This is a genomic window from Clostridium sp. MCC345, assembly GCF_018785345.1.
GTDB classification, from domain to species: Bacteria; Bacillota; Clostridia; order Lachnospirales; family Anaerotignaceae; genus Anaerotignum_A; species Anaerotignum_A faecicola.
The window spans coordinates 32449-46201 of record NZ_WQPP01000003.1 but is presented as its reverse complement, the minus strand read 5'-3'; the positions used below and the strand labels follow the sequence as shown (position 1 = coordinate 46201).

The following is a 13753-nucleotide window of genomic DNA, read 5'->3' as shown; positions in this document are numbered from 1 at the left end:
TTACAAATTATCCTGTACGCTTTGGCAAAGCGATTGCAGAGCCTTTCTCAGCTTATCCGCTTCTTCCTTGCCTTCGGATTCCTCTACCCCACCGATGCAGGTCAGCATTTTGTTGATTTCCCCCTGTACCGCCTCAAAATGCACCTTAAAAATCGTAATGCCGGATGAGCCTGTCGCTTTCAGCTTCTTTTCTGTATCTGCCTTTACCTGCGCCAATTCCTCCTTGGCTTTCAGCATCGCTTCTTCCGCTTCCTTCTGTGCGGCTTCATGCGCTTCAATGGCTGCCTGTGCCTCCTTTGCCTCTTTCTTTGCTTTCTCTGCATCCTTCTTGGCTTTATCCAGCTTCTTCTGCATGGCTTCTTCTGCCTTCTGATTGGCGGTGTTCTCCGCTTCCCTGCGGATTCTTTCCAATTCGGATTCATCCGGAATGGCAGTCTGCTCTGCCTGCATCCGCAGCTCGTCCATTTCTGTCTCCATGGCGGCAATCTTTTCCTCCGCTTCCTTCTGCGCTGTTTCCGCTGCCTCCTTCTGGCTGAGCAGTGCCTCCAGTTTATCCTCAGTCTCCTTATAGGCGGCATCCACAGCGTTATCCTTTTCCGTCTGGAACAGATCCAACTGAGACTGCAATTTCTCTTTTTCTGCACGTTCCGCTTCCAGCTCCTTCAGCAGACGCTCCATTTCCTTTGTTGTCATGTCGGCAACCGTTTTTTCTTCCCCGTCAATCTCGTGCGCCTCGCCGATGAATTCTTCTCTTTCGTCTGCCGGCAGGGAAAGCAGGAGCAGTGCCTTTGTTGCGCTGTTCCCCATGTCCGCAATCAGCTGCGGATTTCTGTATTCCTTGGCAATCCGCATGAAATTCTGTGCGGTACGTTCCGAGAACTCCACCTCATTCTGCAACCATGCACCCCATGCGCCATGCGGCAGTGTCAGCTTTGCCTCATGCAGACGCTTCCCAATCTCGATAATGGCGTTGCCTGCCTGTAATTTATAAAAATTGATTTCCTGTGTAATGACCTCAATCGGTCTTGTGATTTCGTTCATGCTGCTGCCTCCTTAGCCTTCTTATTTCCGCCTTTTTTCACGACTTTTTCCATCCACATATCCACAAAGTTCTTCACATCCGGGTTTCTGTCATAGGATGCGTTATGCTCTGTTCTGCATTGGATCACCCTTTTCTTCTGCAATTCCAATGTATAAAAGGGCTTGTCCGGTTCGCTTACCTTTCGCAGAAAGAATATTGCGGTTTCTCCCTCTGCCATACGTTTGATGTATCCGCCGACACAATGATGCAGGGCTTTTCCTTCTGCCGTCAGCTCCATCTGTTCTCTCGCAGGGCGAATGAAAAATTCTCCTTCGCCCCATGCGAATTTTTCCAGCTTTTCTACTGCTTTTTGGAATTTCTCTTGGTCTGCCTTATTCTTTTCAAATTTGACCTGTTCCATTGTGCGGTTGTGTGCCGCCGTCAAATCCTTCGGAAAAAGAATCTCCTTATCGTGTAAATCAAGGTGGAGCTGCTCACACTCTTGCAAATAATCCCGATAGGCTTGTGCCGTATCATTCTGAGATATGCTTCTTTTATCCGGATTTTTCTCTTTCCTCTTGTCCGTCTGGTTTTTAATGTATTTCAGAATCCTTCCTGCATTTGCGTATGTTGTTGCCCTGCTCCAAAGCTGTATATCCACCTTTGATTGCAGCACCAACCGTATCTCGGTATCTGTGACTTTTCCGCCGTATTTTTCCCAAAGGTCATTCACGCGCTGGATATCATTCAAGCTCCATTCCTCCGGCGGCATCAGCTTTAAAATCCGCAGCGGAAATTTGAAGCACTCCTTCAGCTTTTTCCGCTCCCAGAGGATGGCATTTCGGTTTTCCCTGTCCATGCCGAAAATTCTGTTATGTACAATATTCCGATAGCCTGCTTTCCAGAGAAATTCGATGACCGGATACCTTGCGTGGTATTCTAAGAAATAAATCGGATTTTTGTTGTGTCCCCTTTCTTCCAGATACCCCTCCAGATCGGCATACTGCATTGCCGTTCCGCTCAGGGCTTCTTCTATACCGGTGGGATAGAAGAAATAACTGCCGTCATAAATACGGTTGTCTTGCCATCTGGTCCATTCGTCCAGCTCGTACCGCTCTGTACGCATATAGTAGGATTCCTTCCCCTGCTTTTGCCATTTAGCTGTTTTATTCCCTCTGATGGCATATCTCACGGTTTCCTGTAGGAAATCCTCTATATGCTCCCATCTTGCCGAGTTATCCCGATGCAAGAGCCATTGCCGGAAGAACACCGTTTCTCCGTCCGTCCCCTTCTGCACCGCAACGATATTTTCAATGTAATTTGCGGCAAACGCACAGCCGTCCTCCAGAACGCAGATAACCCTTGCACCGCAGTTCGGGCAGGTTGCATATGCGCTCTGCGTAAAACGTCTGCCCCTGGCATGAACCTGTGTGCCGCAAACGGTGCAGATGCCGTTGACATTCCCTCTTTTATAAATAATCACTCTGTCCTCTGGTAAAACCTCTCTGCGGATGTAATCAATCAACCCCTCCGGTAAAGCTTCGGGGCAAAGCCGATAGTCCTCATCCATCAGCTCGCCCCGTTTCTCCATTGACCGTTTCTTCATTTCCTGCCTTGTTTGCTTTATCCATTTGCAGAGATTGTCCATCTGATGATTTTCCGTTTTTTCCGCTTTCAGAAAACGTCGCAGGGCTTCTTCCTCCCTCGGAGAAATAAGAACATACTCGTTATACCACCACATAGGTGTGCTGAAACAATTCAGAACCTTCTGCTGAATCCTGCCCTCGTGATTGATGCCCTTTACCTCCTTGCTTTTCTTTGCGCAGACGATACGGAAGGAAGGCATATCTCTCCGATACGCAGTGCAAGAGAGATTCTCCAGAAAATCAACCACAAGCAGACGTTCCCCATCCACCACAGGCTCCTTTACCGTTACCTTCCAGCGCACCTTGCTTTCTTCGTGAAACGGGGCAAACGGCATAGCTTGTATCTTTTTCAGATTCATGCCCTCGCCTCCTTACAGGAAATCTTCCAGACTGACGCAAACGCCCTTTTTCGCCTCTTCCGCAGGTGCCTGCGGATTTGCCGTTAAGCCGAAATATTTCAAAACCCGATTGATTGTATCTTCACCATCGCAACCAATTCCCACACAGTTTCTACCGTTTCTTTCCTTCAATGCTTTTTTATAGGCTTCCTCTTTGATTTCACCATAAATTTTTTTCAATGATTTATCCTCTGCCAGAATCTTTTCTGCTACTTCTTCCGTTGTAATCTGATCAATGATGTATTCTCCGATTTTCGCCAATACTTCTTCATTTGGCTCTTTTTGAATTTCTACATTTATCTTTTTAATCGCATCCTCGATTTTTCCCATTGTCAAAACCTCCGCCTTTTTTCCTATTTCTTTTGATTTGTGATAAAATGAATTTTAGATGGCTCCTCGAAGCAGCATCCCCTGTCAAAGGAGGTGATTGCCGTGTTTTTCTTTTTCTTTTTCCACAATGTATTTCCCGAGCGCCTCGCATGCGCTATGGAAAATAAAAATATGGACGCTGATACCCTTGCTATTTTGGCAAGTGTGTCTCCCATTACCGTCCAGCGTTGGTTAAAAGGAGAATATGAACCCAGAAACAAGAACCTGCGTGCCGTTGCTCATGTACTTAATACTTCCTCCAGTTACCTCAATGGAGAAGCAAACTAATCTTCTATATCGCATTTTTATTTCATCATTCGGGGATGCTGCTCCGAGAAGCCATATTTTCATTGCATAAATCCTACTTTTCTGCTACTATGTAAATGTGTTATTAGCTTTTCCCCCGAGGCGTGCCACCGCCAAAGGGGATATTTCATTTTTCTTCGAAACACTTTTCGTATGTCATGCCTGTCTCTTTGAGGATCTGGTCAATGACATATTTCGTCGTTCCTCTCTCTCCCTTCATCAATGTGATTACGGTTTTATGTGCTACCCCGATTCTTCCGGCAAAGTCACTGATAGATTTACAGTTCATCCATATCCATTTCTCCAGATTCGGGTAAATGCTCCATCCTGCGTCCTTCATTCCTTCACCACCTTTCTGCGAAATTCATCCTTGAAGAAGAAATACTCCGTCAGAATATTCACCCCCAGGCACACGCCCAGAGCCGCCATAATGTACATATCTCCGAAGTAATACAGAATTGCACCGATAACCGTCAGATCCGCTACGATTGCCGCTACGGCATAGCACACAAACCGTAATGCCCAACGAATCGGTTTCCGTAAACGTCTGCGTTTTTTCATACTCTCACCACCTCGCTCCCTTTCTCAAAAAACTGTCCGTATCTGAATGATTCTGTGTATTTCCCAAAATCCACCGTAAACACAAATGGATACAATCCTGTAACAACTCCTGTTTTCTTGTCTTTTCATACCGGGCCTGTGCTGCCCTCTCGGAAATACACGATTTTTTTAATCTTTTTCCCGATATACAGCTTTCCTTCCAACGCCTGCTTCATTCCCTCCAGCGTTGCGCCGCTGCGCTTCGCTCCGCCTCTCATAGCCTCACCCCCTAGCTTGCTTTTTCATCCTCTGTAAGGACATTTTCAAGTGAAGGAAAGTCCTTCTCATTCATTGCAGACAGCTTTTCGCTGATAGAATCCTGTAATTCTTCCATTGTTCCGCCGACCACCTTAGAAGTAATCGGCACACCAAACGATGTTATGTACTCTTTCATTCTTTATCCTCCTTCCGTTTTTTCGTAGCATCCAGTGCCGCTGATGCCACATACAGAGCAATTACCATCATCACCAATCCCGCTACACCCGCAAAGGTCAGCAGGGCAAGAGCGACAAGTAAATCTGCCATTGCATCCCCCTCTTTCTTCACTTTTCTTGACATTTCTCTCCATTTTCTTTATGCTGAAAAGAAAAGGAGTGATAGTATGACCATCCAATCCTATACTGTCCTAAAGAATCTAAAACGGATTGCAAACAATACCGAAACAGAGTTGTGCCTACTTGGTGATACCACACTAATCTGCCCTACATGGGATGAAGAAAATAATTTTGATTACTCAAAATATCAGGATGAAATATTCAGTATATTAGATGAACTGGCTTCAAATGGGTACCTGATATATCCCAGGGATAATAAGTACTTCATCGCTCTGACCTCTAAGGGCATTCATTCAAAGCAGGACATAAGCTCTGGCATTGTTGGATTTCTCATAAAATCAGTTGCTGTACCTGTTGCTGTTTCTTTGCTCACAACACTATGTACCTTGAAACTATTCGGAGCTATCTAATCAGCCCCAGTTTCGCCAGAAGGCATACTGTTGCTACCACGCTGACAATTATATTTATCAAAATTTCAATTAGAAATTTATCAAAGCGTTTGACCTTTTTGTCGGATGCTTTTTCTTCTTCTGTCATAGAATCACCTCCCTTTGGTCTGGTTTTCGCTGATTTACTATCTATCGAGCATTTTTAGTACCAAAGCGAATACAAAAGCAAGGACCCCAAGAGGAACTACCCCACATACGATAATGGCTAAGCAGATTTTTATGATGGTTAATAAAAACGATGCCATCTACTACACCTCCCCTCAACTTGCATCTTTATCTTTCTTGATACTGTACAAATCACTTCGCTTGACAATTTTCTCCCCCTGTCCTATTCTGAAAATACAGGCTGTTGCCGCAGCCGAGTACATAGGAAAGGAGATGATTTTATGAATATTGAGTTGTTGGTTGCACTTGCTGCAATCGTTATATCTGCCATTGTGCCTGCTATCACAAACCAGCAAAATAATGAACACCAAATTCGACTGAAAAAATTAGACATATTTTTTCTCGAAAAACAAAAGGTATACTTTGAGTTTGCTGATTCATATGCGCTCGCTTTAACAAATCCCAGCCCAGAGAATATTTCAAAGTTTCGCTCTGCAACACATAAATGCTTTATGTTAAATGCCAATAAAGATTTTTACAAAGATGCCTTAGAGTGCATTACTTGTCTCGAAAATAATGAATCTAAAGAAAAAATTGAAACTCTCTATATGTTCTGTGTTCGCTCTCTTTCTTTGAACTTGGAATTTGCCATTGAGGATTTTGAATACCCTATTTAATGGCAAGTACTAACGCCATAACCGCAAATGCCATGCCGAGATTGTAAAATTTAGACCGGCATTCGCGGTTCTTTATTCTATATCCGCTGTATACACAGACTATAGATGCTATTGAAATCAGTATGCTCATGAGAAGCACATTCACCTCCCTCAACTTGCGTCCTTATCTTTTTGCTGTTTAAAAGCAACTTTTAAAGTTACCCCTCTGCAAAAAAAATTTCAATCGGATTATCAATGTGCAATTCATCAATCATAATCTGAATTTCATCACTTCCGAATACCCCAATTTTCATCTTTTCATAAAATGTTTTTGGCGTAATTCCAATTTTTCTTGCAATATCAGACTGAGAATACCCCTTTTCCGCAATAACTCCGCGAAGTTTATCTGTTCTAATCAACAAATCACCTCCATTCTTTATATATCTGCTACCATTATAATTTATAATTGTAACTTCTTAAGTTACCATTATAATACCTACATTTTGGTAACTTGTCAAGATGTTTTTTCTTGCATTTATAACTTTTTTGTGCTATCATTAAGTTACTTCGAAAGGATGTGTTTGTATGGATACAATCGGAAAAAGAATCAAAAACCTACGTTGCAACAAAATGCACATGAGTCAGGTTGCTTTTGCTGACGAAATAAATGTTTCAAAACAAACACTATATAAATATGAAAATGATATTGTAACAAATATCCCTTCGGACAAAATTGAGGACATTGCAAAATTCTGTGGTGTTTCCCCCTCTTATCTCATGGGATGGGAAGACACACCCCCTCTCCCCGAAGGTGCCATCCCCTACGTTCCCGAACCAATGGTAAACGTCCCTCTGGTCGGCTCTGTGAACTGTGGCACACCACTATTCGCCGAGGACAACATAGAAGGCTACATCCCCACCCCCGAATCTGACCTCCAGACGGGCGAAACCTACTTCTGGCTCAGAGCCAAAGGGGACAGCATGATAAACGCAGGCATCCATCATGGAGATTTGCTCCTTATCCGCCAACAGGCTGATGTGGATAATGGAGATATTGCCGTTGTTGCCGTCAATGGTGACGAGGCTACCTTGAAAAGAGTGAAAAAACAGGAAAATGCGCTGATTCTCCAACCCGAAAACCCCGCCTGTGAACCGAAAATCTTTGTTGGCAAGGATATGGAAAATATACATATCCGCGGTAGGCTGATGCAGCTTAGGAAGGAATTCTAAATAAAAAACTCCCCCTACAGTACCACTAATACCATAGAGGGAAAAGAAATTTGTTGCAAGAAAAAAGCAGGTTATATTTCAAACCTACTTTTCCCTTTGGAGCGCGGGCGATAGAACGAGGAAGAATTTAAATTCATTTCTCATGCAGGTTACCAGCCTGCGTTCTATCAGAAGGGCATTCCAAAATGTCTATATATGTTAATACATTATAACATGAGCCATACAATTATGTCAAGGAATCACGGGCAACGGTATGTAGCAGTAAACCAAAATATATGTGGGATTATTAAGATTTCCCAGCTGGGTTGGTGATTCCCAGTATTCTCAAATCATGCTTCCGCTACCCGCATCCCCATATTACTTCATGTTAATAATCTGAAGAATAATCATGATACAGGCTAAGAATAAACTCAGCCATTCATATATAGACAAATTTTTATTCCCTTCACCCACATACTGGACGGTTAAACTGATTATACCATAAAAATGTCAAAAAATAAAGGGGATACAATATATCCTGTGGATAACTTTTTGAACCACAAAATATAAGTTCCCCCTACAGTACCGCGAATACTGTAAGGGGAAAAGAAAGTCGTTGCCTAACAACCCTCCAAACAAAAAATATCACAATTCGTGAATATTGTCAAATTAAGGAGGGTAAATCATGAAGAAAGAAAAGCCAACAACAAAAACTTGTAAGCACTGCAAAACGGAAATGCCTATTGATGAAAAGGTATGCCCGAACTGCGGTAAAAAACAACCAAACGGTTGTCTCATTGCAATCATTGCTCTGGTAGTGGTTATTGTGATTCTCGCATTGCCTTTTGGCAGCAGTGATGACACAAAAGAACCTGATACCGAACCAACCAAGACTTCTAAAACAGATACAAAAACACCCAGCGAAGACGATATCCAAAAAGCTATTGAAGAGGATAATACTATCTTTGATTTAGTTGAAACATCCGAAAACTTGACAAATACCTTGCTGATTGCTGTTTCTAATACAGAATCGGGAACTACAACCACTCTCGATGTATATGACCTCTCTGGTCAAACAGAGCGTTCTCAGTATAATCTTTCGTCCCAACTCCCGAAGAAAGATGGTACAAATGATGAATATGTAGAGGCAGCAAAAAATTATATCCTAAACGGCATGATGATTGCAAGTGATATGCACTCTTACCTTGATAAAAACAAATTAGATGATTTGTCTGATTACAAAAAAAGAGTTGAAGCACAGCAAAACTATACCTTATCCGTTGTTTCAGCGAGAATGGTATATCTTTCCGATGCAGGAGTGCCAGAAGATAAAATTAACGAAATTCTCGGAACAAATTCTGATACAGAATAAACTTAAAAAATCCCCCTTCCCGCTACCAACAGGAAAGGAGATTCATATAGCGGTCATACCGTGGTATAATCCGCCCTCGACAAGCAGATTATAACACAAGACCGCTTTATTTGCTATACCCAAAATCAAATAAAGGAGGTCTGAATATGTTAAAAGCAGCATTATACGCCCGTGTATCCTCTGAGGAACAGGCGAAACGGGAAAACTCTATTCCTGCACAGCTGCGTGCCCTGCGTGAATATTGCCGGAAGAATAATATTGAAATATTCAAAGAATACAAGGACGAAGGCATCACCGGACAGATCAGTAAACGTCCTGCGTTTCAGCAGATGCTTTCCGCTGCCTTTTCCGGAAAAATCAATGTGATTCTTGTTCATAAATTTGACCGCTTCGCTCGTAAGGTGGAATTGTCCCGCTCTGTTAAAAACAGCTTGCAAGCCGCCAAGGTGAATGTGGTTTCCATCACAGAACCTATCGAGGACAGCCCTATGGGATTCTTTATGGAAGGGCTTTATGAGCTGATGGCTGAATATTATGTGCGCAATCTTTCCGCAGAGGTGTTCAAAGGAATGAATGAACGCGCTTTGAAGGGTAAACACATGGGGCAGATGCCCTACGGCTATTACTGCAAAGACGGAAACGTCTATGTAAATGAGACGCAAGCGGAGGTTATCCACAAAATCTACAGATTTTATGACGAAGGTTGGGGGCACATGAAAATCGCCAAATGGCTGAATGAAAGCAAAATTCCCACCTATAAGGGCATCATCGGAGGATGGCAGACATTTCAGGTCAAGCAGATTTTGAAAAATTCAAAATACATCGGCGAAAACCTCTGGAATGGCACCGTATACCCTGCTGATTTCCCCGCTATTTTGGAGCCGGCTCTGTTTCATCGAGTGCAGGAGAAGTCCAATCTCATGACACGAACACATACCTACAGAGGAAATAACTATACCAAGCATCACCTTCTGGGGCTGCTTTACTGTGGCGAATGTGGCAGCATTATGCGTGTCAAGCCTAACCAAGATTGGCAACGCCGCAAGTTCGACACCTACACCTGTCGGGATGCCAGCCAATACAGGGGAGATTGCCGCTTCACAAAGATATTTGATGCCACAAAGCTGGAAAGTGAAGTGGATGCTTATCTTAGAAGCGTCCTCGCAGGTGCGCCTATTTCCTTAATTGTCAGCAAGGATGCAGAGAAGGTGAAGCCAGCAGATGCTTCCAAAAGCCAGATCGAGAAAATAAATGCTGAGCTCAAGCGAGCGAAGGATGCTTATTTAAGCGGCGTTTTCGATTTGGATGAGTACAGGGAAATTCGCCAAGGTTTGGAGAATAACAAAAAAATAATAGAAGCGGAAACAAAGAATGTGCCTGCCCCTCTCCGGGCAAACGAAAAAGAAGATATTCTGCGCAAAAAAATAAAGTCCGCATGGGATTTATATAAAAATGTGCAAACCGCAGAAGAAAAACGAACTATCCTAAAGACATTTATCCATAAAATTCTTATATATAGGGATAGGTGGGAGGTTGTTTTCTATATATAGCGGTTTTATATACACCCAAAATTGATAGGTGCATGACCGCCGATGTTAGTTGGTCTTTTTCTATCTGACACAGAATCATCTCCTTTTAACAGGTACTTATTATAGCATATCAAACGCGTTTAAGCAAAACGCTTTTATTGACAGAATCACTTTCTTTTGCTATCATGAAGATAAGAAAAGGATTATCGCTTTTGGTCGGGCGGTCAGTCCTGATTAATCAAGTAAGACCGTCTAACTCTTGTTAGGCAACATTTTTTATTTATCTCCTGTTTTTACACAGGGCGATAATAGCTACAATAAAAGGATTACCGCTTTTGGTCGGGCGGTCAGTCCTAATATCTCAAGAAAGACCGTCTAACTCTTGTTAGGCGGTCGTTTTTTATTTATCCCCTATTTTGATACAGGGAGATAAGCGCTACTACAAGTATACCCATCTGAATTAAATCAGAATATGTAACACAATTCATAGCATCACCCCCTTTACAGAGAGTGACTGAACCGCCAAGCGATAATCCGTTCTTATAGCATATCATACTTTCCTTTTTTCGACAATCTTCCTGCATGAAAAAAGAGCGAAGATCCTGCGATCTCGCCCTTTTTATATTCTGTCTTGATTTTTTGCAGCTCAGCAATCCGAAAAGAATTACTTTCTGCCGTATTTCTTGTTGAACTTTTCAACTCTGCCGCCGGCTTCCAGAAGCAGTTTCTGGCTGCCTGTGTAGAAGGGATGGCATTTGGAGCAAACTTCGACTCTGATTTCGTCCTTTGTGGAACCTGTTACAAATTCATTGCCGCAGTTACATCTTACTTTTACCTGTTTGTATTCGGGATGGATACCTTCGCGCATTTTCTTTCACCTCATTTTTCGTATTTGTTGATCAATAATCTACGTTATTTAAAGACAACATGAGCATTATAGCATATTTTTTTCGGCTTGGCAACTGCAATTCCCCGAAAAATCAGCATTTTCCGTATTCTTGAGAGATTTATCCAAAAACCGAGGTTATTTTTCATGCAGACCTAACGTTTTTTCCCAAACGTGCAGCCGCTCCATAAATTCCTTATTATTTTTGGACTTGCGCATCAAGTCAAAAAAGCCTTCAATCATATCCGTATGATTCAGCTGTGCCGCCATCCGCCGCAGAGCATAATTACACTCCAGTTCCTCAGGGGTAAACAGCTTTTCCTCTCGTCTTGTGCCGGATTTCATAATATCCACCGCAGGGAAGATTCTCCGCTCTGCCATGCGCTTATCCAGCACCAGCTCCATGTTGCCGGTGCCCTTGAATTCCTCAAACACAACCTCATCCATTTTGCTGCCCGTATCCACAAGCGCAGTTGCAAGAATCGTCAGACTGCCGCCGTTTTCAATATTTCTGGCTGCGCCAAAGAACCGCTTCGGCATATACAGTGCCGCGGGGTCCAGACCACCGGACAGCGTACGTCCGCTTGGCGGAATCGTCAGGTTATACGCACGCGCCAAACGAGTAATGCTGTCCAGCAGGATAACCAGATCCTTCCCCTGCTCCACCATGCGCTTCGCGCGTTCCAGAACCATTTCCGTTACCTTTTTATGATGCTCCGGCTCCTCGTCAAAGGTAGAATACACAATCTGCACATTCTCCCCTTCGATGGAGCGTTGAATATCCGTTACCTCCTCAGGGCGTTCATCAATCAGCAGTACAATCAGATGCACTTCCTTATGGTTGCAGGTGATTGCATTTGCTATCTTCGTCAAAAGGATTGTTTTCCCAACCTTCGGCGGTGCAACAATCATCCCTCTTTGCCCTTTGCCGATAGGCGCAATCAGATCAATGATGCGACCGGAGAGTTCTCTCTGCACTGTTTCCAGCTTGAGCTTCTCCTCAGGATAAATAGGTGTCAGCTCCTCAAAATTCGGGCGGTGAATCGCAAGATATGGCGCATCTCCATTGACCGTCTGCACATAAACCAGACCGCCGACCTTTTCGCCTTCTCTGGCAGGGCGCACATTCCCCATCACTCTGTCGCCTGTTTTCAGATTAAATCTGCGAATCTGCGCCGGAGAAACATACACATCATTTGCACCGGGCAGGCAATTTTCCGCACGCAGAAACCCATATCCATCCGGCAGTACCTCCAGAATCCCCTCTCCCAATTCCTCAAAAAACTGCTTTTCCCTTTCCGTATGCTCCTGCGGAGCTTCGGTTTTTTCGTCGAAATTTCTGTGAGAAAAGTCGGAAGCAGCCGACCGAGGTACAGAATCATTTTTCTGCACCTCGGAGGACTGCTCAATTTTCTCAATCAATTCCCTTTTCTTCAAACCGGAAATGGCAGGAATCCCCAGCTCCTTCGCCATTTTTCTCAATTCCACAAGAGTTCTTTTCTCCAAATCGCTCATGCTACACTCCTGTTCTTACTGTGGGATTTTAATTACTGTGCCGGGCGCTAAGGTATCGCTCTCCTTCAGGCCGTTGGCATCCAGAATCTTCTGATATTCCGCGCCATTGCCAAGCTGGCTCTGGGCAATTGTCCACATGGTATCACCGTCTTTTACAGTATATTCCTTGGTGCCGGAGGATGTGGATGCGGTGTCCTTTTTGGTGTCCGCTTTGGTGTCCGCAGTATCAGAATTGCCTGTCGTTTTGGTGTCCTTACCGTCCAGTTTTTCCTGCAGCTGCATATTTTCCAACTGCATATCCTCGTATTTCTGTTTATAATCCTGAGACTGTGTCAGCTGGTTCTGTACCTCCTCCAGCTTACTGCTCAGGCTAACGGTACGGAAAATGAGGAAAATAATCAGCACAACGGCAACCACGCCGAGAATCATCGGCAGCTTTCCTCTGCCTCTGCCGTAATCGTCATAATATTCATCGTCATAGAGGCTGTCGAGGTGCTCCTGCTTTGCGCGCTCCTCAAAATCCATATCCTCATAACGGGGGCGATAATCTCTTTCCTCCATGCCCATATCGTCAAAGGGTTCTCTTTCCTTCTTATGCTTTTTCTTTTTGCCATGATGCTTCGCGGGGGCAGCGGTCTGCAAGGTAACCTCCTCCACGATTTTAGATTTCCTACGCGCGGGCAGCACACTTACATACTGAATCCCATCATCATAATCATCCTGATTCATTGTATTCCCCTTCGGGGCGGAAGTATGCGCGCTTTCCGCATTTCTTGCGCGGCGAGAAACGTAACGGGTAGGGTCGCCCTCCTGCTGGGGTGCGCGGCTCACCTCGTTAATCTCGTTGCCGACCTGCTGCATCCTCGCCTCTTTGACCTCCTCCACGTCCTCGCGTCTCTGAGGGCGGCGTGCGCGGTAGGCGGTTGCCTCAAGGTCGTCATTCTTGCCCATGAGGGGGTGCGTCTGCATGAGGATATCCACAACCTCCTTCGGCAGGTCGTTATATAAATCCTCATAATAGCCCTTATCTGTTTCGCTCAGACCCTCCGAGCCTGTTTTATTGCCGATTTTATCATCGCTCATGTGATTCCCTCCAAAAAAAATATATCCTTTGAAAATAAAACATTTTCACACAAAA

The 13753-nt window shown here is 44.0% G+C and carries 19 protein-coding genes; 6 read left to right on the top strand and 13 right to left on the bottom strand.

What is annotated here, in order from left to right:
* Genes GPK49_RS00310 through GPK49_RS00300 form a run of 3 tightly spaced genes read right to left on the bottom strand, consistent with a single transcriptional unit; the run spans nt 1 to nt 3395 of the window.
* Nucleotides 1-1041: a DUF3102 domain-containing protein gene (locus tag GPK49_RS00310; RefSeq protein WP_215676394.1), complete on the bottom strand. Its 1041-nt coding sequence runs from the start codon at nt 1039-1041 to the stop codon at nt 1-3.
* A complete protein-coding gene (locus tag GPK49_RS00305) occupies nt 1038-3026 on the bottom strand; it encodes a PcfJ domain-containing protein (RefSeq protein ID WP_215676393.1) in 1989 nt (662 codons plus the stop codon). Before GPK49_RS00305 ends, GPK49_RS00310 begins: the two co-directional genes overlap by 4 nt.
* Nucleotides 3027-3038: 12 nt before the next feature.
* Nucleotides 3039-3395 carry a hypothetical protein gene (locus GPK49_RS00300; protein WP_215676392.1) on the bottom strand — a complete coding sequence of 119 codons (357 nt, stop codon included), beginning with the start codon at nt 3393-3395 and terminating at the stop codon, nt 3039-3041.
* A 102-nt stretch (nt 3396-3497) separates the two neighbouring features.
* Between GPK49_RS00300 and GPK49_RS00295 the strand changes: the two genes are divergently transcribed.
* Nucleotides 3498-3722: a helix-turn-helix domain-containing protein gene (locus GPK49_RS00295; protein WP_215676391.1), complete on the top strand. Its 225-nt coding sequence runs from the start codon at nt 3498-3500 to the stop codon at nt 3720-3722.
* Nucleotides 3723-3867: 145 nt separating this feature from the next.
* Here GPK49_RS00295 and GPK49_RS00290 read toward each other — a convergent pair whose 3' ends face one another.
* From GPK49_RS00290 to GPK49_RS12840, 5 genes are all read right to left on the bottom strand, one after another.
* Entirely contained in the window at nt 3868-4080 is a 213-nt protein-coding gene (locus GPK49_RS00290; RefSeq protein ID WP_215676390.1) for a hypothetical protein, read from the bottom strand.
* Nucleotides 4077-4301 (bottom strand): hypothetical protein, encoded by a 225-nt coding sequence (locus GPK49_RS00285; protein WP_215676389.1) that lies wholly within the window; start codon nt 4299-4301, stop codon nt 4077-4079. Before GPK49_RS00285 ends, GPK49_RS00290 begins: the two co-directional genes overlap by 4 nt.
* A 125-nt stretch (nt 4302-4426) precedes the next feature.
* Nucleotides 4427-4558: a hypothetical protein gene (locus GPK49_RS12845; protein ID WP_318283788.1), complete on the bottom strand. Its 132-nt coding sequence runs from the start codon at nt 4556-4558 to the stop codon at nt 4427-4429.
* A gap of 11 nt (nt 4559-4569) precedes the next feature.
* A complete protein-coding gene (locus GPK49_RS00280) occupies nt 4570-4734 on the bottom strand; it encodes a hypothetical protein (RefSeq protein WP_215676388.1) in 165 nt (54 codons plus the stop codon).
* The gene (locus tag GPK49_RS12840) at nt 4731-4865 is read right to left on the bottom strand and encodes a hypothetical protein (protein ID WP_318283787.1); all 135 of its coding nucleotides are present in this window, start codon (nt 4863-4865) and stop codon (nt 4731-4733) included. Before GPK49_RS12840 ends, GPK49_RS00280 begins: the two co-directional genes overlap by 4 nt.
* A gap of 76 nt (nt 4866-4941) precedes the next feature.
* On the opposite strand from GPK49_RS12840, the gene GPK49_RS00275 reads away from it, so the two are divergent.
* Nucleotides 4942-5304 carry a hypothetical protein gene (locus tag GPK49_RS00275; RefSeq protein WP_215676387.1) on the top strand — a complete coding sequence of 121 codons (363 nt, stop codon included), beginning with the start codon at nt 4942-4944 and terminating at the stop codon, nt 5302-5304.
* On the opposite strand, the gene GPK49_RS12835 is transcribed toward GPK49_RS00275, so the two are convergent.
* Nucleotides 5297-5431, bottom strand: coding sequence for a hypothetical protein (locus GPK49_RS12835; RefSeq protein WP_318283786.1), 135 nt, complete (start codon nt 5429-5431; stop codon nt 5297-5299). The two genes, GPK49_RS00275 and GPK49_RS12835, sit on opposite strands and share 8 nt — an antisense overlap.
* A 298-nt stretch (nt 5432-5729) precedes the next feature.
* On the opposite strand from GPK49_RS12835, the gene GPK49_RS00270 reads away from it, so the two are divergent.
* On the top strand, nt 5730-6125 hold the full coding sequence (locus GPK49_RS00270) for a hypothetical protein (protein ID WP_215676386.1): 396 nt from the start codon (nt 5730-5732) through the stop codon (nt 6123-6125).
* Nucleotides 6126-6322: 197 nt separating this feature from the next.
* Here the strand turns inward: GPK49_RS00270 and GPK49_RS00265 are convergent, their stop codons facing one another.
* Nucleotides 6323-6523, bottom strand: a complete 201-nt coding sequence (locus GPK49_RS00265) for a helix-turn-helix domain-containing protein (protein ID WP_215676385.1) — start codon at nt 6521-6523, stop codon at nt 6323-6325.
* 166 nt (nt 6524-6689) lie between these two features.
* Between GPK49_RS00265 and GPK49_RS00260 the strand changes: the two genes are divergently transcribed.
* The 3 genes from GPK49_RS00260 to GPK49_RS00250 all read left to right on the top strand — a co-directional run bounded on the left by GPK49_RS00260 (nt 6690) and on the right by GPK49_RS00250 (nt 10235).
* Nucleotides 6690-7334, top strand: coding sequence for a LexA family protein (locus GPK49_RS00260; RefSeq protein WP_215676384.1), 645 nt, complete (start codon nt 6690-6692; stop codon nt 7332-7334).
* 664 nt (nt 7335-7998) lie between these two features.
* Entirely contained in the window at nt 7999-8685 is a 687-nt protein-coding gene (locus tag GPK49_RS00255) for a hypothetical protein (RefSeq protein ID WP_215676383.1), read from the top strand.
* A gap of 146 nt (nt 8686-8831) precedes the next feature.
* Entirely contained in the window at nt 8832-10235 is a 1404-nt protein-coding gene (locus GPK49_RS00250; protein ID WP_215676382.1) for a recombinase family protein, read from the top strand.
* Between the two features lie 643 nt (nt 10236-10878).
* Here the strand turns inward: GPK49_RS00250 and rpmE are convergent.
* From rpmE to GPK49_RS00235, 3 genes are all read right to left on the bottom strand, one after another.
* The gene (gene rpmE / locus GPK49_RS00245) at nt 10879-11082 is read right to left on the bottom strand and encodes a 50S ribosomal protein L31 (protein WP_016406654.1); all 204 of its coding nucleotides are present in this window, start codon (nt 11080-11082) and stop codon (nt 10879-10881) included.
* A 156-nt stretch (nt 11083-11238) separates the two neighbouring features.
* Nucleotides 11239-12615: a transcription termination factor Rho gene (gene rho / locus GPK49_RS00240; protein WP_016406653.1), complete on the bottom strand. Its 1377-nt coding sequence runs from the start codon at nt 12613-12615 to the stop codon at nt 11239-11241.
* Between the two features lie 15 nt (nt 12616-12630).
* Nucleotides 12631-13698 (bottom strand): LysM peptidoglycan-binding domain-containing protein, encoded by a 1068-nt coding sequence (locus tag GPK49_RS00235; protein ID WP_215676381.1) that lies wholly within the window; start codon nt 13696-13698, stop codon nt 12631-12633.
* Nucleotides 13699-13753: the final 55 nt, after the last annotated feature.